This window comes from Microvirga sp. 2TAF3, assembly GCF_052114965.1.
In the GTDB taxonomy this organism is placed as follows: Bacteria; Pseudomonadota; Alphaproteobacteria; order Rhizobiales; family Beijerinckiaceae; genus Microvirga.
Map to the genome: position 1 here is coordinate 1 of NZ_JBFRFT010000012.1, position 21,763 is coordinate 21,763.

A 21,763-nucleotide genomic window follows, 5' to 3' on the forward strand; every position below is an offset into this window, starting at 1 on the left:
CAAGGACAAGAACGATTACCTGATCTACGACGCCAAGAAGGGCGTGCTGTATTATGACGCCGACGGCTCAGGTGCAGGCAAGGCGGTCGAGATCGCCACGCTCAAGAAGGGCCTCAAGATGACCTATGCCGACTTCTTCGTCATCTGAGGCAAAAAGGCCAAAGTATTGGCGGAGCAATATAAGGGCTGCCGGTGAATAACGGCAGCCCTTTAGTCTTCGGAGAGAGAATCGGCCGCTTGCGGCCGAGAAGATTGCAAATTGATAATTGCAAAAATGCAAAATCGATGCCGGGATCGCATTTCCCATTAGGCTGCATGCGAACGAGACTGCCAGAAGTCTTATTTTCCATCGATTGAGGCCATATCGAAGCTTGCTCTAAGGTCAAGACCCTTTATGATATTTCGCAACGTTATATCTTGTGATCGACGTTGCGATCGCACAAAGCGCAGCTAGGGGAACTGAATATGGCTATTACAAAATGGGGCGCATCCGACATTTTCGCCAGCACGACGACCAATAACGCCCGGGGAGATGCCAAAGTCGTCGGTCTGAAGGACGGCACGTTTCTGGTTGTATGGGCCGATGGGAGTGGGGCTTTCGGCTCCCCGGGCTGGAATATCCGTGGTCAGATCCTCCATGCCGATGGGACCAAAAAAGGTGGCGAGTTCCTGGTCAATGGTGTGGTCATAGGAGGCGTTCTCGATACATCCGGCGAGCAGACTGAGCCGGACGTCACGGTTTTGAGCAACGGCCGTTTTATCGTCACATATACAAATTCATCAAAGGTCGGGACGAGTGGCGTAAGCGCAAGAATCTACAATGCGGACGGCACGCCGGTCAGCGACAGCGAATTTTCAATCAAGGCGGAATCCGGCGCTGACAGTGGAGGAAATGCATCCATCTCGGCGCTGTCGAACGGCGGCTTCGTCGTCAGCTACACATCGCCGGATGGTAGTGCCAATGGTATCAGAGCCCAGGCTTTTGATACTGACGGAAAGCCGGTTGGCGGCGAGGTGCCTGTCAATACAACGACGGCAAATTCCCAAAGAGAATCTGCGGTCGTCGGTCTGACGGGCGATGCGACGGGCAAATACGCGGTTTTCTATTTCGATACCAGCTTGAGCCCCGACGACCCGAATCCGACGGTCCGCGGCCGGATTTTCAATGCAGATGGTTCGCAGGCTGTCGCCGAATTCCTTGTTCCAAGCTCCCGTCTGTCCAAAGGACCGCCCAAGGTTACGGCATTGACCAATGGCAAGTTCGTCGTTGTTTGGGAACATGAAAGCCCTGAATCGGGAGATGGCTCGGAAACCTCGATCAAGGGTCAGATTTTCAACGCGGACGGAACGAAATTCCGTGGAGAATTTCTAGTCAATTCGATGACGGATCGACATCAGGACAGCCCGTCCGTCGTAGCCCTGCCGAATGGAGGCTTTGCCGTCTCCTACACGAATGGCTGGTACGATAAGTTTGGCCCAGGGAGCTATTTCGACAGCTATGGCGTTGCCATGTTCAACAGCAATGGCGACCGGATCGGGGATGATTACTATCAGACGCGGGCGACCGGATCTCTATCGTCCCCCGATCTTACATCGTCCCTGGGGGTCCTGGAAGACGGCCGGCTCGTGCTGACATGGGCTGAGATCGGATCGAGCAGCCATGATATCCGCGCGCGAATTCTCGAGCCGCGCGACAAAGGCGTGACCCTGGTCGGCAAGGGTATGGACGATGAGTACTATGGCACGAAATTCGCGGATTCCTTGAGCGGCAAGATTGGTGCCGACCGACTGTCCGGTGATGCGGGAGACGATACGCTCATCGGCGGCGCGGGTGCCGATACGCTCGATGGCGGAGCCGGGATCGATACGGCTTCCTATGCCGATGCCAGCGCTGCCGTGATTGCGAGCCTGGCAACACCGATCGGAAATTCAGGCGATGCGGATGGCGATATCTATATTTCAATTGAGAACCTGACCGGATCGGCTTTTGACGATCAACTCACGGGCGATGACAAGGACAATGTCCTCGACGGTTCGGGAGGTAATGACGTCCTGGCCGGCGGTAAGGGTAATGATGTGCTGATCGGCGGCGACAGCACGCTCTCGGGAGCTGTCAACAACGACACCCTCGATGGCGGCATTGGGGCTGATACACTTGTCGGCGGCAAGGGCAACGATACGTATTACGTCGATAACGCCGGCGATAAGGTCGTCGAAGCAGTCGGCGGCGGCAAAGACATCGTCATTACCTCCATCAGCTATGCCCTGGACGCCGATGCAGAAGTTGAAGAGTTGAGGGCCGCTTCAGGAAGCGCCTCGATCAACCTTACGGGCAATGGCATCGCCAACAAGCTTATCGGCAACGATGCCGCCAATGAACTGAACGGCGGCGCGGGAGCCGACTATATGGATGGCGGCGCTGGCGATGACACCTATGTCATTGACGACGCAGGCGACACCGTTGTCGAAGCGGCAGGTGACGATAATGGATTCGACACGATTGTCATCGGCAAGGACTTTGCCGTCACCCATGAATACAACCTCACGGCATTTGCGAATGTCGAGGCCTTGAAGGCCCTCGACAGCGCGGGCAACGTCACCCTGATCGGCAATGGCATTGCCAATGTCATCACAGGTAATAACGGCGACAATACCCTGGACGGCGGCGATACCAAGGCTATCGATACGCTTGAAGGTGGCAAAGGTAACGACACCTATGTCATCCGCCATCAGGGCGACGTCATTATCGAGAAAGCGGGTGAGGGCACAGATACGGCGGACGTCAGGATCTCCAATTTTACTTTGGATGACGATCTCTCGATTGAGATCTTAAGGGCTGCCGCCGGTTCTGGCATCGCATCGTATACCTTGAAAGGCAACAATCTCGCCAACACGATCATTGGATCGACAGGCAAGGACGTGCTCGACGGCGGAGGTAGCGCAGACGACCCGGCCGACAGGTTGGACGGCGGTGGCGGCGATGACCTTTATCAGGTGCGTCACAAAAACGATGTGGTCGTCGAGGCAAGTGATGCCGGGAATGACAAGATCGTCGCCTATATCAGTTACACCTTGAAGGACGGCGTCGCCGTGGAAACGCTGGCAGCCGCGGCCGGCATCGAGAACCTGATCCTGACAGGCAACAAGTCCGACAATTTCATCCAAGGAAACGACCTTGCCAACACGCTGGACGGTGGCCTTGGCGCCGACGTACTGGACGGTGGCGCAGGCGACGATACCTACTATATCGACAACCCGAGCGACCTGGTGATTGAGGGCGCCGTGACGGGTGGGATCAGTCGGGACGTGATCGTGATCACGGCGGGTATCGACTACGTCCTCGATAACAGCGTCTATGTGGAGGAGTTACGGATCAAGGAAGGCATCGATCTCGTCAGTCTGACCGGCAACGCCCGCGCCAACACTCTCATCGGCAACAGCAGCGCTAACACGCTCGATGGTGGCGGAGGCGGAGATGCTCTCCAAGGCGGTGGCGGGGACGACACCTATATTGTGCGGACCGGCGACCAAGTTTTTGAAGCGTTGGGCCAGGGTATCGACACGATTAAGGCCCGCAGCTCATTTATATTGGCCGAAGGTTCTGAGATCGAGATTCTGCAGGCAGATAGCGCTTCCGGCCTGAAGCTGACCGGCAATAGCCTTGCCAACACAATCATCGGGAATGACGGCAACGACACTCTCGACAGCGGTGGAGGCTCCGACACGCTGCGCGGTGGCAATGGCGATGATATTTATATCATCAATGCTCTTGGTGCTGTCATTCAGGAGGATGCTGGGCCGCAATCTGGCACAGACACGGCGATCGTGTCGATCAACTATGACCTAAGCAGGAATCCACTCGCGAATGTCGAAATCATCCAGGCCAAGGCTGGTACGGATGCGATCAATCTGACCGGCGATAGCGGCGCGAATACGTTGATCGGAAATGCCGGCGACAACATCCTCGACGGCGGTGCCGGAGCCGATAAGCTCGTAGGCGGTGCCGGCAACGATACCTATTATGTCGACGACCAAAACGATCAGATCGTCGAGGCGGCAGGAGAAGGGACCGACACGATTGTCGCCTTGATCAGCTACACCCTTGGATCGGGGGCAGAGATTGAGATCCTGCGAGCCGGCGGCATCAAAGAACCGATCAATCTGACCGGCTCCGCAAGTGCAAACACTCTGATCGGCAATGAAGGTGACAACATCCTCGACGGCGGCGCCGGCGCAGATGTGTTGCAGGGCAATGCGGGCAACGATACATACATTGTCGATAACGTGTCTGACACAATCATTGAGCGGTCCGGAGGCGGTTACGATACGGTCCGGACAAGTGTCAGCTTCTCCATTGTCTCGACTGAAGTCGAGTATCTAGAGGCAACAGGGACCGCTGCTCTGACTTTGGTGGGAAATGCCCTCAACAACCAGATCGTAGGAAACGATAGCGGCAATACCCTCGACGGGGGAGCTGGCAGCGACTGGTTGGTCGGCGGGATTGGTAACGATACCTACTATGTCGACCACCTCCTCGACCAAGTGGCCGATGCGGGAGGAATCGACAAAGTCATCTCGTCAGTAAGTTATAATCTGGGGGCGTCTGTAGAAAATCTGATCGGGGCGGACGGCACCTCTAAGCTGGCACTCACGGGAAACACCCTCAACAATATGATCCGTGGAAATGCCGGAGACAATGCTCTCAAAGGTCTCGCCGGGAAGGACATCCTCTATGGGGGCTTAGGTAAGGATACGCTCTATGGCGGCAAGCATAAGGACGCATTCGCCTTCGACACAAAACTTGGCAAAAAGAACATCGATAAAATCGCTGATTTCAGCGTTAAGGACGACTCGATTTGGCTCGACAATGCTATCTTTAAAAAACTGGGCAAGAAGGGCACGGCAATAAAGCCCGCCAAGATGAATAAGAATTTCTTTGTCAACGGCGATAAAGCCCATGATAAGGACGACTATGTCATCTATGATAACAAGAAGGGCGTTTTGTACTACGATGCCGATGGCTCGGGTGGCGGGGCGGCAATCAAGTTCGCCACTATTAAGAAAGGCCTGAAAATGACGGCAGCAGATTTTTTTGTGATCTGAGGCTTCGTCTTCATGAAATCGTGAAAGGCCCTTCGGCGCAGAAGGGCCTTTCATTTTTGGTAATAGGCTTGATCGATTAGGTTCTTCGCTATTTGTGATATTGGTAACGCGAAAAGTTCCTATATGGCTGAACTGAATCGCGAAATGTCTTCTGCGCGAAACTGGTCAAATACCGCTGCAGCCAAACGGACAAAGGGGCGCCCGATTTCCGTTATTGAGATAGTGTGATTGTTCAGAGTGACGATACCGTCCGATACCAGTGGGCGCAGCAGCGCCAATTCGTCCGCATAGTTATCCTGACCGCTCAGCGTGCTGAGATCTACCCGGAAATTGCACATCAGCGACTCGATGATCGCGCCGCGGGCGCGGTCGTCCAGGGTCAGTCGATAGCCGCGAACTGTGGCTAGGCGTTTCTCCGCGATGCAGCGCAGATAGGTGCCGATATCTGTGGCGTTCTGGACATATCCGTCTGCCAGTTGCGAGATGGCCGAGGCGCCAAACGCGATCAAGGTCGAGCGGTCGTCGTCCGTATAGCCTTGAAAGTTGCGATGCAGCCGGCCTGATCCGCTCGCGAGAGCCAAGGGATCGTCCGGGCGGGCGAAATGGTCTAGACCGATGGCAGTATAGCCATTCCGCATAAAAGCCTCGGCGACCACACGAGCCTGCCGAAAACGTTCATCGAAATCAGGCAAAGCGGTTTCATCGATCAGGCGTTGGTTCGCCTTGCGCTGAGGCATATGGGCATAGCCGTAGCAGGCGATGCGGTTAGGCTTCAAGCTCGACACTTTGGCGCATGTCGCGCGTATAGAGGCCACGCTCTGATGCGGCAGGCCATACATCAGGTCGATGTTCAAGCGCTCGATACCGGCCGTACGCAGGGTTGCTGCCGCCTCGTTGACGATGTCGAAGGGCTGAATGCGGCCTATGGCGACCTGAACGTCGTCATCGAGATCCTGAACGCCGAGGCTCGCCCGGTTGATGCCGATGGCAGAAAGACCTCGAGCCAGCGCTCGATCCACAAAACGCGGGTCGAGTTCAATCGCGTGCTCGAAGTTCTCTTCGAAGGAAGCATGTCGTGAAAGAATGTCGAGGACGGATGCGAGACCTTCGGCGCCGAGGATGCTTGGCGTGCCGCCGCCCCAATGCAGACGGGCGATCTTGAGAGGTCCCGGGAGATGACCGGCGACAAGCGCGATCTCCGCTTCCAGCGCCTCCCGATATCGCTGCACCACATCGTCACGGTGCGCCACTTTCGTGTGACAGCCGCAATAAAGACAAAGCTGGCGGCAATAGGGAACGTGGAAATAGACCGATACACTATCCCGCAGATCGAGGCGATGCAGCCAGGCCTCATACTCCGTAGCCCCCACCGCCGCGACGAACTCGGCGGCGGTGGGATAGGAGGTATAGCGCGGCACCGGCAGGCCGCCGTAACGGCGCACAAGGTCATCGATCATAGTTGACGGTCCCGCTGTTTTTGCAGGCGGTCTTCGCGCATCTCGAACCACATGGCGTTCAGGATGGCAAAGCTACAAGCGAGGCCGATGCCAAGGATCCAGGAAAAGTACCACATGTGTCGTCCTCAGTAGGCGTTGGGATTGCGGCCGATGGTGTCGGCCGTCACGGTGCCACGCATGACCCGGTAGACCCAGGCGGTGTAGGCAAGAATGATCGGCAGGAAGATGCAGGTCGCGAGCAGCATCGTCCAAAGGGTAAGATGGCTCGACGATGCATCCCATACCGTCAGACTCGCCCGGGGATCGAGAGACGAGGGCAGCAGGAAGGGAAAGAGCGACAGGCCGGCCGTCGTGATGATTCCGATGATGGTGGTGCTGGTTCCGACGAGCGCCGTCTTCGGAGCTTTTGCCGTGAGGCCGAACCAGGCCAGGATACAGCCGGCAAAGCCTAGCGCCGGTGCGATCATCGTCCAGGGACGAGCCTTGTAACCGGCAAGCCATGCGCCCGTCGCGGTGGAGACGGATTTGGCCAGCGGATTCGATGGGCCTACCGTATCCTGCACGCTCGTCACCGTGTAGCCGTCAAGACCGAGGGCTACCCACAACCCGCCGATGCCGAACAGGACGGCGGTGACGAGAGTTGCGGCGCGGCCATAGGATCGTGCGCGTTCGGCCGTCGGGCCTTTCGTACGCACGGCGATGACGGCGGCGCCATGCGCCACGATCATCGACAGGCTCACCAGTCCACAGAGCAGAGCGAAAGGCGTCAGGAGACCGAAGAAATTGCCGTCGTAATGCGCCCGCAGGGTATCATCGAAACCGAAGGGCACACCGAGCAGAACGTTACCCACGGCGACGCCGAAGATCAGCGCGGGCACTGCGCCGCCGACGAACAGGGCCCAGTCCCAGGCGTCGCGCCAGCGCTGATCCTCGACCTTGCCGCGGAACTTGAAACCGACGGGTCTCAGGATCAGCGCGACGAGGACGACCAGCATCGCGAGATAGAAGCCGGAGAACGAAACAGCATAAAGCGGGGGCCAGGCGGCGAAGATGGCGCCGCCGCCGAGGATCAGCCACACTTGGTTTCCTTCCCAGACGGGGCCGACAACATTGATGAGAACGCGGCGCTCCTCATCGGTCCTGGCGGCGAAGGGCAGGAGGGCACCGATGCCGAGATCGAAGCCGTCCATGAGGGCGAAGCCGATCAGGAGGATGCCGAGCAGCAGCCACCAGATCACCCGGAGCGTTTCGTAGGAGAGGGGGATGAATTCCATGATGATGTTTCCTGAAGGACCGATCAGCGATCGGCCTGCGCCGCAGCCGTGACGGGGATGTAGGAGCCGGTAGGAGCATCGCTTTCGAGGATCGTTCTGTCGGATGGGCCTTTCCGGATAACTCTCACCATCAGGATCACCTCGATGATCGCCAGCACGGTATAGATGAGGAGGAACACGCCGAGGCTGATGGCGAGATCCATAAGGGTCAGCCCGGATGCCGCGTAGAAGGTCGGCAGAACGCCTTCGATGATCCAGGGCTGGCGTCCGTATTCCGCAACCAGCCACCCGGCTTCGATGGCGATCCATGGCAGCGGCAGGCTGAACAGGGCGATCTTCAACAGGAGACGGCTCTTGCCGAACCGATGCGTGCTCGCAAGCCAGAAAGCGACGGCGAAGAAGGCGATGAGATAGAAACCGATAGCCACCATCAGACGGAAACTCCAGAAGAGCGGTGGCACATGCGGGACCGTATCCCACGCGGCCCTCTCGATCTGCTCGTCCGTGGCCTGTGCGACATCGTCGCGATAACGCTTGAGCAGCAGGGAGTATCCGAGATCCGGCCATGTCTCGCTGAAGGTCTTGCGCGCGGCCTGATCGCTCGGGTTCGAGCGAATGGCCTGCAAGGCCGAGTAAGCCATCATGCCGTTCCTGATGCGCGCCTTGGCATGATCGACAAGCGGCAGAATGCCGGGCACTTCCTTGCTGAGCGAGCGTGTCGAAATCAACCCGAGCGCATAGGGAATGTGGACTTGGTAGGCGTTCTCGCGGGTCTCCTGATTCGGTATCGCGAAGATCGTGAAACCTGCAGGCGCGGGTTCCGTCTCCCACATGGCCTCGATGGCCGCGAGTTTCATCTTCTGGTGCTCGGTCGTCACATATCCGCTCTCGTCACCCAGGACGACGACGGACAGGGCGGAGGCGAGGCCGAAGCTTGCCGCGACCGCCATCGAGCGCTTGGCGAAGTCGAGATGGCGCCCGCGCAGCATGAAATAGGCGCTGACCGACATCACGAACATGGCGCCCGTCACATAGCCCGCGCTGACCGTATGCACGAATTTGGCCTGCGCGACGGGGTTGAAGATTACCGCCATGAAGTCGACGATCTCCATCCGCATCGTCTCTGGATTGAAGGTCGATCCGACCGGATTTTGCATCCAGCCATTGGCGATAAGGATCCACAGGGCGGAGAAATTGGCGCCGAGCGCCACGAGCCATGTTACCGCGAGGTGCCCGACCTTCGACAGACGATCCCAGCCGAAGAAGAACAGGCCGATGAAGGTTGCCTCCAGGAAGAAGGCCATCAGGCCCTCCATGGCGAGCGGCGCTCCGAATACGTCCCCGACATAATGGCTGTAATAGGCCCAGTTCGTTCCGAACTGGAATTCCATTACGATGCCTGTGGCGACGCCCATGGCGAAGTTGATGCCGAAACACGTGCCCCAGAACAGCGTCATACGGCGCCAGATCTCGCGGCCCGTCATCACATAGACGCTCTCCATGATCGCCATGAGGAAGGACAATCCCAGCGTCAGGGGCACGAAAAGGAAGTGGTACATGGCCGTTGCCGCAAATTGCAGCCGCGACAAGTCCACGACGGTGTAATCGATCATGATCGTTGCCTTGTTCGGAACCGGCTCGCGGCCGGGTTGTTCAAGCGGATACGCTCCGCCTCACGGGTCCGCTTTGATCCTAATCAATGCGGCATCCGTGTCCTGCCGGTCTAAGGAGGCATCGGTTTCGAAGGGTGGAGCGGCATGGACGACCGGCTTGCAAAGAGCCAGAGCGAATCCGAGCGAGCGAGGGTTCAGGCGCGCTGGATGATGGAATTGTGGCGTCAGGTGCGCATGTTGGCGGCTGTCGCCGTCTTGGCGCCGCTCCTTGGTGGCACCGTTCTCGTCGCCCAGGCTTACTATCTGTCGAAGATCCTGCACGCAGCCATCGTGGAAGGCATGCCGCGCGAGACCATGCTCCCCGCTGTGGTGCTGATCGCAGGCTTGATCGCTCTTCGCGCGGCCGTCGCCTTCGGGGGAGAGGTGGCAGGAGCACGCGCCGCCGAGGCGATCAAGTTCAGGCTGCGCGAGGCATTGTTCGCGCGCCTGCTTGCGGAGGATCCGTCCTGGTCGGCGTCGCGTGCCTCGGGGGCGCTTGCAAGCATGATGGTCGATCAGATCGAAGTAATCGAAGGATTTCTTGCGCGCTATATGCCGGCGATGGTCGCTGCCGCCGTCCTGCCGCTGGCTTTCGCCGTGGTTGCCATGCCCTTCGAGCCCGTGATCGGCCTTCTCTTTCTTGTGACGGCACCGCTCATTCCGGTCTTCATGGCTCTCGTCGGCTGGGGCGCGGAAGCGGCAAGCCGCAATCATGTTCAGGCTTTCGCGCGCCTCTCTGGCCTGTTCGGCGACCGCCTTCGCGGTATCGTGACGCTAAAACTATTCGGCTGCGCTGAAGCCGAGGCCGATAAGGTCGAAGCGGCGAGCGACGAGTTGCGGCGCAGGACACTTGGCGTTCTCAAGGTCGCGTTCCTCTCTTCGGCTGTGCTGGAGTTCTTCGCCGCGCTCGGCGTTGCCGGCGTCGCGCTCTATGTGGGCTTGACCTATCTCGGGTTGATCGATCTTCGCACGACCCCTCTGACATTACAGGCGGGCCTGTTCTGCCTGTTGATGGCGCCGGAGGTTTATTTCCCGCTTCGCCAATTGGCGATCCATTATCATGATCGAGCCGCCGCGAAGGCCGCGATTGCCGAACTCGATACCTTGTTCGGCAATCTGCCGGAGATCGGACCAGGACGATCCGGAAAGATGGCAGCCGCATCCGTCGAAGGCCCGGCCTTTGTCCCGGTCTCGGTGGTTGGGCTCACGCTGCATACGCCGGATAGCGCGCGCATCGTCCTCGATCATGCGGAATTCGGCGCGAAGCCGGGGGAGCACATCGCGATCCTCGGCGAGAGCGGCATCGGCAAGTCGAGCTTTCTCGAAGCCCTCGCACGACTGCGCGCCTATGACGGCGACATTCACCTGGGAGTGCGGCTCCTCCAGGAGATCAGCGAGGACGAGCTGCGCCGTCGCGTCGCTTTTCTCGGTCAGCGCCCGCGCCTGTTCCAAGGTTCCATTGCCCATAACATCAGGCTCGGGCGCATGAGCGCAACGGACGACGAGGTTCGCATCGCCGCCGATAGGGCCGGCGTCCTGGCCTTCGCGAGTAGGCTCGATGATGGCCTTGAGAGCATCATCGGCGAGGATGGCGCGGGCCTTTCCGGCGGCGAGGCGCATCGGGTGGCGTTGGCGCGGATCTTCCTGCGGGATCCGGAACTGTTTCTTCTCGATGAGCCGACTGCCCATCTCGATGCTGCCACCGAAGACACCGTACTGCAATCCATCCGTGAATTCGCACAAGGCCGCACGTTGATCGTTGCGACTCATTCTCTCCGCGTCGCATCCGCAATGGATTGCATCATGCGTATCGATGATGGCCGCATCGTTCCAACCGGACGGGTATCGGCCAAGCGTATACCTGAGAGGGATGCCGCATGAAAGCACTGCTCTCGTTCCACCCATTCTTCATGCGGCGTTCCGGCCCCTTCCTGGCGGCCTTGATCTTGTCCATCGTGACGCTCGCGGCGGGAATTGCGCTTCTCGGTGTCTCCGGCTGGTTCCTGACGGGGGCGGCGCTTACTACGGCAGGCATCACCTTCAATCTGTTCGGCCCTTCCGCCCTCGTGCGCGGCTTGTCGCTTTTGCGGATCGTTGCACGCTACGGAGAAAAGCTCGTCGGGCATGACGCCACCTTGCGGCTACTGGCCGACCTGCGGGGCTGGCAGTTCCGACAGTTGATCCCACGTGTTCCCTTCAAGACGAGGGAATGGCGGCGCGGCGATCTCGTTTCCCGGCTAACGGCCGATATCGATGCTCTCGACATGGTTTTCCTCACCGCCTTCGGACCTGTTCTCACCGCGCTCGCCGTGGGTTTCACGATGACAACGGTTCTGGCGTTCTCCTTGCCGGGGGGCGGCCTTATCTATGCTGTCGGCTTCTTCTCGGCAGCGCTCGTCACTCCAGTCGTCATGATCCTGGCCGCGTGTGCGCCGGGCCGAGCCTCGATGGCGGTTTCGTCCCAGATGCGCATGACCGTTCTCGACGGGATCGAGGGACATGCAGATCTGCGGGGGCTCGGCGCGTGCGGATGGGCACGGGGCGGCTTTCGTGCCGTGGCATATCAATTGTCCCGTATCAGAACACGGCAGGCTTCCATCAATGCGTTCGGCATCGCGGCCGTGCAATTGCTCGGCGGTCTGACCCTAGTCGGCCTTCTGTGGCGCGGGCTTGGGGCCCATGCCGAGGGTATTCTCGGCGGACCGCTTCTCGTGGGGTTGCTTCTGGCCGCTCTTGCGAGCTTCGAGGCAGCGGCCGCCATCGTGCGCAATGCGAGCCGCCTCGGCGCGGCCCAGGCTGCGGCCACACGGGTGAGGACGCTGTCGCAGATTGTGCCGTCTGTCCATGACCCTGCCATCCCGGTCCCTCTGCCCGATGGCAACGGCTTCTCCTTCGACAGAGTCCGTTTCGGTTACGACCCCGCACGACCTGTTCTAGACGACGTGACTCTAAAGGTTGCTGCCGGTGAGCGTATCGCCATTCTCGGCGCGAGCGGCAGCGGGAAATCAACGATCCTTCACCTGTTGCTGCGCCTCGCCGATCCGGACGAAGGCGTCGTGCGGGTGGCGGGCTGCAATACCGGCGATGTCGTGCAGGCCGATCTGCATCGCCGGGTGGCGCTGCTGACGCAGGACACGCCTGTCTTCCTCGGTACGATCCGCGACAACCTGCTCATCGGAAGATCCGACGCTACCGACGATGAATGCTGGCATGCGTTGAAATCCGCACGGCTCGACGCGTTCGTGCGTGGGCTACCGGACGGGCTCGATACCTGGCTCGGCGAGGCAGGCCGCACGCTCTCCGCGGGGCAGGCCCGGCGCGTGTGTCTCGCCCGCGTCCTCCTGTCATCGGCCGGCATCATTGCTCTGGATGAGCCGACCAGCGGGCTCGACCCTGAAACGGAGAGGGCCTTCCTGGCCGATCTGTCGTCAGCGAGTGACGGCCGGACAGTTATCCTTGTCACTCACGCGGAGCTTGCTCCCGGCATGGTCGACCGGATCTATCGCCTTGAGGATGGCGTTCTTAGTGAATCGTGATGCCTGCGACGGTGGACAGGCGCTCCTTGTCGACGATCTCGACCGCATGCGGATCGGGCAGGCGGATCAACCCTTGCGTCTTCAGCTTGGTAAAAGTCCGGCTGACGGTCTCGATGGTCAGGCCGAGATAATCGGCTATGTCCGTCCGTGTCATCGGCAGATGGACAGGGCTTTCTGGTTGCCCACGGGCGACGGCCCGGCTCGACATGATGAGAAGGAACGAGGCGACCTTCTCGGACGGAGCAAGCCGCCCGAGGATCATCTGCGTCTCCCTTGCCTGACGCAAAGCCGCTCGGGTCATGAGGTGCAGGCGATCCTTGAGGCGGGGGAACCGTTCGACGAGCCGATCCATGTCGCGAACCGAGAACGAGCACAGGCCGGAAGGAATGACGGCCTCTGCCGTCTGCGCGTAGGTGTCATCATCCGCAAGGCCGAGATAATCCCCCGGCATCAGGAAGCCCGTGATCTGGCGGCGTCCATCCGGCAATGCAAGGGAAAGGCGCAGCATGCCCGATGTGAGCGTATAGACCCTGCGGCGCGGTTCGCCTTCCTCGACCAGGGTGTTGTTGGCATCGAGGCCGATGAATGTCATCGCGCGTTCGAGTTCCCCCACCTCGTCGTCCTGAAGCGCGGAGCAGACTGCCATGCGCCGCGTATCACAATTGGTGCAGGCATTGCAGGGCGGGCGATAATGTGAGGTCATGGTTGCCAGCGGGAGATACTTTTTGGTCTGTCAGGCATATTTTCCGATAAAATCCGGCTTTTGTCTCGCCGCAAATCACCGCAGGCCGGCGAGCACGGAGTTGGAGAAATCGATGATGGCTATGGTGCATCCCTTAGGCACCGCGGACATATGGATAATAGAATCCATCAAGCCGGACCAGGGTGAAAGCCCTGGCGGAAACGCTTTTTGTGATACAATACTTCTTTCCCTGAGCCTCCTTTTCCTTATGCCTTCGTTCCGCCTGGACAAGGCGACGCAGGCCTCCTAAGTGAATCGCCATGTTCGAAGCGAAATCCCTCCCCCAGACCGCCAGCAAGCAAGAACTCTACGCTTCCCTCGCCCAGCAGCTTTCCGGGCTGCTGGAGGGCGAGCCCGATGCCATTGCCAATGCCGCCAACATGTCGGCCCTGATCTATGACCTGCTACCCGATCTGAACTGGGCCGGGTTCTATTTCATGCGCGGCCCCGGTCTGGTGCTCGGGCCGTTCCAGGGGAAGCCAGCCTGCGTGCGCATCCCCGTGGGGCGGGGCGTATGCGGCACGGCCGTGGAACGCAAGGCCTCCATCGTCGTGCCTGATGTCCATGCCTTCCCGGGCCACATCGCCTGCGACAGCGCCTCCCGCTCCGAGCTTGTGGTGCCTCTCGCCAAGGATGGGGTGGTGCTCGGCGTCCTTGACCTCGACAGCCCCCATCCGAACCGGTTCGACGAGGCCGACAGGCAGGGATGCGAGGAGCTCGTCCGGATCTATCTGAAAGCTTCGGACCTGTCGGAGTTCCAGGCCTGACGCTGCGCTTGAGTCTTGCGCATCCGGGAGACGGGTCGATCCCTTTTACGAAACGGGTTTCGGCGTGTTACTGATGCGGTAGATCGTCGTTCTGAGGGCAGGCAGCGGAAGCTTCTCATGGATGCAGTGTGATGCGGCAAGCGGAGCGAAAGGCCTTTCTCTGGTCTCTGCAGGCTGTCGTCGCGCTTGTCTTCACGCTGATCGTGCTCTCGATTTCCGGTGCCCTGATCGGCTTCAACCACCAGCAATTGACGGCGCTTACATTCCGTGACGCGGAGGAGGACTTCCAGCGGATCACGGGTAGCATCCGGGACGAGATTTCCGGCAGCCTTAAGGTCGCCAGTTCCGTTCTCGATACAGTCTCGCTCACTGTCGATCCGACGCTCCCTCCCGGACAGCTTGCAATCGTCCTGACCCCCGTCCTCAAGGATCTCGACAGGCTTTTGCCGGCCGCCATGGGCATTTTCATCGGCAGGGGCGACGGCAGCCATATCGTTGTCCAGTCTCTGGACGGAGGGCGGCCCCCGGAGATCGGGACCGGCCTCGAGAACGCGGCGCTCGCCTACATGATCGTGGAACCGTCGCCCGCGGGGCAGATGGCGGAATGGGTTGTCGTCGATAATCAGGGCCGGGAGCTGCGGCGCATCCCGCCCCAGCGGACGGATTTCGATCCGCGCAAACGGCCCTGGTATGAACCAAGCCTGGAGAGCAAGGGCACCATTCTCACGCCGCCCTACCGCTTCGCGAATGTGCCCGAGGCGGGCATCACGCTCGCGCGGCAATCGCGGCAGACACAGGATGCGGTCTTCGGCGTCGACATGACGCTGGCCAGCCTCGACCAGTACCTCGACAAGCTGCGCTTCCCGCCGGAGCTCGAACTTCTCGTCTTTGACAGCTCGGGTGCGCTGATCGCCCATCCGCGCGGTGGCTCGTACCGGCAGATCCGTCAGGCCGACCTGAGCAGTCGGCTCCTGACCGTGGACGATCTCAGATCGCCGCTGCTCAGCGGTATGTTCCACGCCTTTCAGGACACCAGCGGCCATCAAAGGCGGAGCGTGTCGTTCGTGGTCGATGGGGAAAACTATTTCGGCCGCACGGAACAGGTGGGGGAGGGGTTCGACAATCTCTTCATCAGCCTTGCCATCCCCTACCACACGATGTTGGCTCCCGCCGAGCAGATCCGCTCCAGCCTGCTCCTCATCAGCGCGGCGTCCGTGCTTCTCGCACTCCTCATCGTGTTGTTCGCCTCCCGTCGCTTGGCCCTGCCGCTGAGAACGGCGACGGACGATATCCGGCGGATCATGAAATTCGAGTTCGGGCATGTGCGCCGCGCTCAATCGCGCGTCATCGAGGTGCAGGAGCTGTCACGGGCCATCGACACCCTGGAACTCGCCTTGAGCAACTTCATGCGCTATGTGCCGACCGCTCTCGTGCGCGGTATCATCGGGCGCAGGTTTTCCTCGGATCTGGGTGGCACTCGCCAGCCGATCACGGTTCTGTTCTCGGATGTTGCCGGGTTCACGACCATGGCAGAGGCGCTCGATCCGGAAGCGGTCATGGCCAAGACCTCCCGCTATTTCAGCGAGGTTGGAAGCGAGCTGGTGCGCTCGGGCGCGACTATCGACAAATATATCGGCGACAGCATCATGGCGTTCTGGAACGCGCCGGAGGCAAGAGAGGACCACGTGGCGCTCGCCTGTCTCGGCGCATTGCGCGCCGCGCGTCGTCTCGACCGCCTCAATGGAGAGTTCATCGCGGAGGGCGGTGCGCCGATGCGCACCCGCTTCGGGCTTCATACGGGCGAAGCCGTGGTCGGCAATGTCGGTTCCGTCGACCGCATGAACTATACGGTTCTCGGCCACACGGTGAACATGGCATCGCGGTTCGAGAAGCTGAACAAGCGCTATGGTACGACAATTCTCGTCAGCGAGGATGTCCGTGCCGCGGCGGGTAGCGATTACCTCTTCCGCTTCGTCGATCGGACGGTGCCCGAAGGGGCGCATGCCGCGATCGCGGTCTATGAACTTCTCGGTGCGCATTTGCCCAACGAGCCGGAACTGGCACCATTTTCCGAACGGCTCGACACTCTCCCGACGTGGGACGAGGCGCTTTCGCTCTGCGAGGCGGGCGATTGGGAGAAGGCTGCCGCGCTGATCGAGAGACTGGTTTCCATCGCGCCCGACGACATGCTTTTCCAGGTTTACCTTCAGCGGTGCCGTGCTAACCTCCGCGAGCCTCAAGCCAGATGATCATGACGATCCCCGGTCCGGTTCCACCCCCGTCCAACTCCCTCGAAGCGATGTCTCAATCCTATATCGACTGCTATTACAGCCGGACGCTCGCCACATCCGAGACCTATCCAAGCGCTGGCGGCCGCATCGCGGCGGATGTGTGCATCGTCGGCGGCGGTTTGGCCGGGCTGACTGCGGCACTTCATCTGACGCGCGCGGGGCGCTCAGTGGTTCTGCTCGAAGCGCAGCGCATCGCATGGGGCGCTTCAGGGCGGAACGGTGGTTTCGTATCCGCCGGCTATGCGACGGGTTTGTCCAATATCGAGCGGCGCGTCGGGCCGGACCAGGCAAGGGAACTGTATCGGCTCTCCATGGAGGGCGTGGAAATCGTTCGCGGCCACATTGCCGATCTCAAGATCGCGGAGGCGCAGCCGGTGTCCGGGATCGTGAAAGCGGTTCGCTACGATACCCGTGGCGCCATGCGTTCCTCGCGCGACAAGCAGGAGCGTGAGTTCGGCATGAGACTGCGCTACCTGCCGCGCGAAGAGGTGACGGCGATGTTCGCCTCGCCCAAATATCGCGAAGGCGTGCTGGACGAAGGCGCGTTCCATTTCCATCCGTTGAATTATGGCCGTGCCCTCGCCCGTGAGGCCGTGCGCCTCGGCGCGGCGATCTTCGAGAACTCCGCTGTCGTGTCGGTCGATCTCGAGGGAGCGCGCAAGCGCGTGAAGACAAGGGATGCCGAAATCGATGCGGAGCAGGTTCTGTTCACGACGGGCGGTTATACCGGCGCCGTTCTGCCGGCATTGAAAAAGGCCTTCCTGCCGATTGCGACCTATGTGCTTCTCACCGAGCACGCTCCTGATCTTGTCCGAAGCGCCATTCGGACTACGGCCGCCGTTCTCGACGATCGCCGGGCCGGAGATTATTACCGCCTTGTCGATGGCGGAAGCCGCATCCTCTGGGGTGGGCGCATCACGACACGCACGACGGATCCGCGCGACATCGCCGCTTTGTTGCGACGGGAGATGGTCACGACCTATCCGCAGCTCTCCGCCTTGAAGGTCGAAGTCGCATGGTCGGGCCTGATGTCCTATGCGCGGCATCTGATGCCGCAGATCGGACAGTTACGGCCGGGCGTGTGGTTCTGCACCGCCTTCGGCGGACATGGCATGAACACGACCGCCATCGGCGGCACCGTAGTGGCGGAGGGAATGAGCGGCGAAAGCGACCGCTACAAGCTCTTCGCACCGTTCGGGCTGACCTGGAGCGGTGGCGTATTCGGCAAGGCCGCGGCCCAGCTCACCTATTGGAGCTATCAGGCGGCCGACGCGGCGCGGGAATATCGCTCGCACTGAGATGTGAGCGGCTAGGAAGCTGTGCGGAGACGAAAGGGGCAGGGCGATTCGCGCCGATCAGTGCCCCGCTGCTCAAAAAATAGCCTCTTATGGCGGTTCATCGACCATTCTTCGATATTCGGAGCGGTTTCACGAGATCGTCCACGAAGGGCTGCGGTCCCGGCACATCGACGCCCCATTTCGAAGGTCCCCTCGCGGCCTGATTCTTCTGGAAAGGAAGGGCCAACGATGAATCGTCGGAAGTCGCCTCGTATCGCGGAAAGACATCTCGTCGACGGCGCAACGCTGAACGAGCTAAAGGAGGCTGTGCGGAACCTGCGGGCTCTCACGCCCAACAGTGCGCTTGCCGATCTCGTGGAAGCCAGAATCACTGCCATAGAGGAACTCTGGCATCGGAGGGCATCCGAATCGGATTCGGAATAAGCCAAAAAGACGCGCAGGTCTGGGTGGTCAGCCGAAAATTTTATTTTTCAAAGGAAAAGATGGTGCTGCCAGAGAGGATTGAACTCTCGACCTCTCCCTTACCAAGGGAGTGCTCTACCACTGAGCTACGGCAGCATTCTTGGGCGCGCCGGTTACTGCCACAGGGCAGCGCCCGGCGCAAGTTTGAATATCAATTTTATTCTGCGGCCGCCGCTTTCGGCGCCAAAGTCAGGTTCAGCGCCGTCCAGACCTCGACCAGGGCCGCAGCCAGGGCGTCGATATGGGCATCCGTATGGAAGGGGCCGGGCGTAATGCGTAGACGCTCGGTGCCGCGGGGCACGGTGGGGTAGTTGATCGGCTGGATATAGATGCCGTGCCTGTCCAGAAGCCGGTCCGAGGCCGCCTTGCAGGCCTCCGCGTCGCCCACCATCACCGGGACGATATGGGTGGCCGTGTCGAGGAGGGGCAGGCCTGCGCCGGCGAGCACGGATTTGGTCCGGGCCACCTGACGATGCTGCTTTTGCCGCTCCGTTGAGGAGGCCTTCAGATGGCGGACCGAGGCGGTGGCGGCTGCGGCCACGGCCGGGGGGAGGGCGGTGGTGAAGATGAAGCCCGGCGCGAAGCTGCGAACCGCGTCGATCACCGCGCGGGAGGCCGCGATATAGCCGCCCATCACCCCGAAAGCCTTGCCCAGCGTCCCCTCGATCACGTCGATGCGGTGCATGGCGCCCTCGCGCTCGGCGATGCCGCCGCCGCGGGGGCCGTACATGCCGACCGCGTGGACCTCGTCGAGATAGGTCATGGCGCCGTAACGCTCGGCAAGGTCGCAGATCGAATGGATGGGGGAGACGTCCCCGTCCATGGAATAGACGCTCTCGAAGACGATGAGCTTGGGCCGCTCGCCCGCGTTCTTGAGCAGTTCTTCCAGGTGGTCGAGATCGTTGTGCCGGAAGATCGCCTTCTCGCAGCCGGACTGGCGCACGCCCTCGATCATTGAATTGTGGTTGAGGGCGTCGGAGAGGATGAGGCAGTCGGGAATCAGCTTGGCAAGTGTCGCGATGCCGGTCTGATTCGAAACGTAGCCGGAGGTGAAGACGAGGGCCGATTCCTTGCCGTGGAGATCGGCGAGTTCCGCCTCCAGCCCCACGATGGCGTGGCTGTTGCCGGAGATGTTGCGCGTCCCGCCGGCGCCGGTGCCGAGCCGCCAGGCGGTTTCCACCATGGCGCGGGTCACGTCCCGGTTCTGGCCCATGCCGAGATAATCGTTGGAGCACCAGACCGTGATGGGCTTCGGCCCGGCCGGGCCGTGCCAGATCGCGTCGGGATAGCGGCCCGCGAGGCGCTCGATATCGGCGAAGACACGGTAGCGCCGTTCGGCCTGAAGACGCTCGAGCGCCGATTTAAAGAACTCTTGATAATCCATCATCTCACCGGAGGCGGCCACGCGATGCCCCGATCCTGGGGATGCATGAACCAGACGACATTGATCCCAGTCAATGCCGAAATCATTAGATATTCTGGTTGAGGGCCGCTTGCGAAGCCTTTATCTGATTATGGCGACGATGGGTCGCGTGAACCATGTCCAACGTGAAATCGCAAGAGAAAGCCGACCGTCTGAAAGCGGCTTTGAAAGAAAATTTGAAACGGCGCAAGGCTCAAGCGCGGGGTCGGAAGGTTGCAAGCGCCTCCGGAACCGACAATCCTGCGCCGGACGTTTCCAGCGAGCGCGACAAGCCGTCCGACTAGCCCGGATGGGCCATAGACTGCATAGCGCTCGAAAATTTTAACAAGGGGATCCTCATGGACCGCATTCGAATCCGGGGCGGCGCGCCTCTTACAGGCTCGATTCCGATCTCAGGCGCCAAGAACGCGGCCCTGCCTCTCATGATTGCCAGTCTCCTCACGGAAGAGACCCTCGAGCTCGGCAATGTGCCGCGGCTGGCCGATATTTCTTCTCTTCTGCGGATCATGAGCAATTTCGGCGTCGATCACATGATCGCGGGCCGCCGCCCGGGCCAGACCACCGAGACCGGCCAGACGATTCGCCTGACCGCCCGTTCCGTCATCGATACCTGCGCTCCCTATGAGCTGGTCTCGACCATGCGGGCGAGCTTCTGGGTCATCGCGCCCCTGCTGGCGCGCTTCGGCCATGCCAAGGTATCCATGCCCGGCGGCTGCGCCATCGGCACGCGCCCGGTCGACCTGCTCATCATGGCCCTGGCCAAACTCGGCGCGGCTATCGAGATCGACGGCGGCTACGTTGTTGCGACGGCGGCGAAGGGACTGAAGGGAGCCGAGATCGATTTTCCCAAGGTGACGGTCGGCGGCACCCATGTGGCCCTGATGGCCGCGACGCTGGCCGATGGCACGACGGTGATCCGCAACGCCGCCCGGGAACCCGAGGTGGTCGATCTGGCCGAATGCCTCATCAAGATGGGGGCCAAGATCCAGGGCGCAGGCACCTCGGAGATCGTGGTGGAAGGCGTCTCCCGCCTCGGCGGCGCGACCCATGACGTGCTGCCCGACCGCATCGAGACGGGCACCTATGCCATGGCGGTCGCCATGACCGGCGGGGATATCGTGCTCGAAAACACCCGCCCCGAGCTTCTGCAATTCGCCCTCGACGTGCTTCAGCAATCCGGTGCTGAGGTCGTTCCCACCATCGGCGGCATCCGCGTGCGCCGGAACGGCAACGGCATCCAGCCCGTCGACGTGACCACCGATCCGTTCCCCGGCTTTCCCACCGACTTGCAGGCCCAATTCATGGCGCTCATGACCCGGGCGAACGGTACGTCGCGCATCCGCGAAACCATCTTCGAGAATCGCTTCATGCACGTCCAGGAGCTGGCGCGCCTCGGCGCGAAGATCCGCCTCGACGGCGACAGCGCCTATGTGGAGGGCGTTCCCGGCCTCAAGGGCGCGCCGGTCATGGCGACCGACCTGCGCGCCTCCGTGTCCCTGGTGATCGGAGGCCTCGTGGCCGAGGGGGAGACCACGATCAACCGGGTCTACCATCTTGACCGGGGCTTCGAGGCGCTCGAAACCAAGCTCGCCCGCTGCGGCGCAGATATCGAGCGGCTTAGGGGCTGAGGAGGCGCCAAGCCCTAAGAGGATGGCCTGAAATCTTTGCGGCCTCGGCGCGTGGGTAGGACATGTCTTTCACATGTCCACTCCGTGCGGAGGTTGCGCTTGCGGCATGGGCTCTCTACCTAGCCTTCAA

General features: G+C 60.8%; 13 protein-coding genes and 1 tRNA gene. 7 read left to right on the plus strand and 7 right to left on the minus strand.

Annotated elements, in window-relative coordinates; all coding sequences use genetic code 11:
* Nucleotides 1-465: 465 nt before the first annotated feature.
* A complete protein-coding gene (locus tag AB4Y97_RS13085) occupies nucleotides 466-5,103 on the plus strand; it encodes a beta strand repeat-containing protein (protein ID WP_441999485.1) in 4,638 nt (1,545 codons plus the stop codon).
* A 119-nt stretch (nucleotides 5,104-5,222) separates the two neighbouring features.
* On the opposite strand, the gene hemN is transcribed toward AB4Y97_RS13085, so the two are convergent.
* From hemN to AB4Y97_RS13105, 4 genes are read right to left on the minus strand one after another with little or no spacing between them, the layout of a single operon-like run.
* Nucleotides 5,223-6,560, minus strand: coding sequence for an oxygen-independent coproporphyrinogen III oxidase (gene hemN, locus AB4Y97_RS13090; protein ID WP_441999594.1), 1,338 nt, complete (start codon nucleotides 6,558-6,560; stop codon nucleotides 5,223-5,225).
* Nucleotides 6,557-6,676, minus strand: a complete 120-nt coding sequence (cydX, locus tag AB4Y97_RS13095; protein WP_441999486.1) for a cytochrome bd-I oxidase subunit CydX — start codon at nucleotides 6,674-6,676, stop codon at nucleotides 6,557-6,559. Before cydX ends, hemN begins: the two co-directional genes overlap by 4 nt.
* A 9-nt stretch (nucleotides 6,677-6,685) precedes the next feature.
* Nucleotides 6,686-7,834, minus strand: a complete 1,149-nt coding sequence (gene cydB, locus AB4Y97_RS13100; RefSeq protein WP_441999487.1) for a cytochrome d ubiquinol oxidase subunit II — start codon at nucleotides 7,832-7,834, stop codon at nucleotides 6,686-6,688.
* A 23-nt stretch (nucleotides 7,835-7,857) separates the two neighbouring features.
* A complete protein-coding gene (locus AB4Y97_RS13105; protein ID WP_441999488.1) occupies nucleotides 7,858-9,447 on the minus strand; it encodes a cytochrome ubiquinol oxidase subunit I in 1,590 nt (529 codons plus the stop codon).
* A 144-nt stretch (nucleotides 9,448-9,591) separates the two neighbouring features.
* Between AB4Y97_RS13105 and cydD the strand changes: the two genes are divergently transcribed.
* Together cydD and cydC are read left to right on the plus strand one after the other, a co-directional pair.
* A complete protein-coding gene (gene cydD, locus AB4Y97_RS13110; RefSeq protein WP_441999489.1) occupies nucleotides 9,592-11,367 on the plus strand; it encodes a thiol reductant ABC exporter subunit CydD in 1,776 nt (591 codons plus the stop codon).
* Nucleotides 11,364-13,022 carry a thiol reductant ABC exporter subunit CydC gene (cydC, locus tag AB4Y97_RS13115; RefSeq protein ID WP_441999490.1) on the plus strand — a complete coding sequence of 553 codons (1,659 nt, stop codon included), beginning with the start codon at nucleotides 11,364-11,366 and terminating at the stop codon, nucleotides 13,020-13,022. The genes cydD and cydC overlap by 4 nt, the downstream gene beginning before the upstream one ends.
* On the opposite strand, the gene AB4Y97_RS13120 is transcribed toward cydC, so the two are convergent.
* Nucleotides 13,009-13,725: a Crp/Fnr family transcriptional regulator gene (locus AB4Y97_RS13120; RefSeq protein WP_441999491.1), complete on the minus strand. Its 717-nt coding sequence runs from the start codon at nucleotides 13,723-13,725 to the stop codon at nucleotides 13,009-13,011. The genes cydC and AB4Y97_RS13120 overlap by 14 nt on opposite strands.
* A 299-nt stretch (nucleotides 13,726-14,024) precedes the next feature.
* Here AB4Y97_RS13120 and AB4Y97_RS13125 point away from each other — a divergent pair, with 299 nt between their 5' ends.
* The 3 genes from AB4Y97_RS13125 (at nucleotide 14,025) to AB4Y97_RS13135 (ending at nucleotide 18,120) form a co-directional block, all read left to right on the plus strand.
* A complete protein-coding gene (locus AB4Y97_RS13125) occupies nucleotides 14,025-14,531 on the plus strand; it encodes a GAF domain-containing protein (protein ID WP_441999492.1) in 507 nt (168 codons plus the stop codon).
* A 131-nt stretch (nucleotides 14,532-14,662) separates the two neighbouring features.
* Nucleotides 14,663-16,780 (plus strand): adenylate/guanylate cyclase domain-containing protein, encoded by a 2,118-nt coding sequence (locus AB4Y97_RS13130; RefSeq protein ID WP_441999595.1) that lies wholly within the window; start codon nucleotides 14,663-14,665, stop codon nucleotides 16,778-16,780.
* 2 nt (nucleotides 16,781-16,782) lie between these two features.
* Nucleotides 16,783-18,120 (plus strand): NAD(P)/FAD-dependent oxidoreductase, encoded by a 1,338-nt coding sequence (locus AB4Y97_RS13135; protein WP_441999493.1) that lies wholly within the window; start codon nucleotides 16,783-16,785, stop codon nucleotides 18,118-18,120.
* Between the two features lie 483 nt (nucleotides 18,121-18,603).
* On the opposite strand, the gene AB4Y97_RS13140 is transcribed toward AB4Y97_RS13135, so the two are convergent.
* Nucleotides 18,604-18,678, minus strand: a tRNA-Thr gene (locus tag AB4Y97_RS13140).
* Nucleotides 18,679-18,739: 61 nt separating this feature from the next.
* The gene (gene hemA, locus AB4Y97_RS13145; RefSeq protein ID WP_441999596.1) at nucleotides 18,740-19,966 is read right to left on the minus strand and encodes a 5-aminolevulinate synthase; all 1,227 of its coding nucleotides are present in this window, start codon (nucleotides 19,964-19,966) and stop codon (nucleotides 18,740-18,742) included.
* Nucleotides 19,967-20,343: 377 nt separating this feature from the next.
* On the opposite strand from hemA, the gene murA reads away from it, so the two are divergent.
* Nucleotides 20,344-21,633, plus strand: a complete 1,290-nt coding sequence (murA, locus tag AB4Y97_RS13150; protein ID WP_441999494.1) for a UDP-N-acetylglucosamine 1-carboxyvinyltransferase — start codon at nucleotides 20,344-20,346, stop codon at nucleotides 21,631-21,633.
* Nucleotides 21,634-21,763 lie beyond the last annotated feature (130 nt).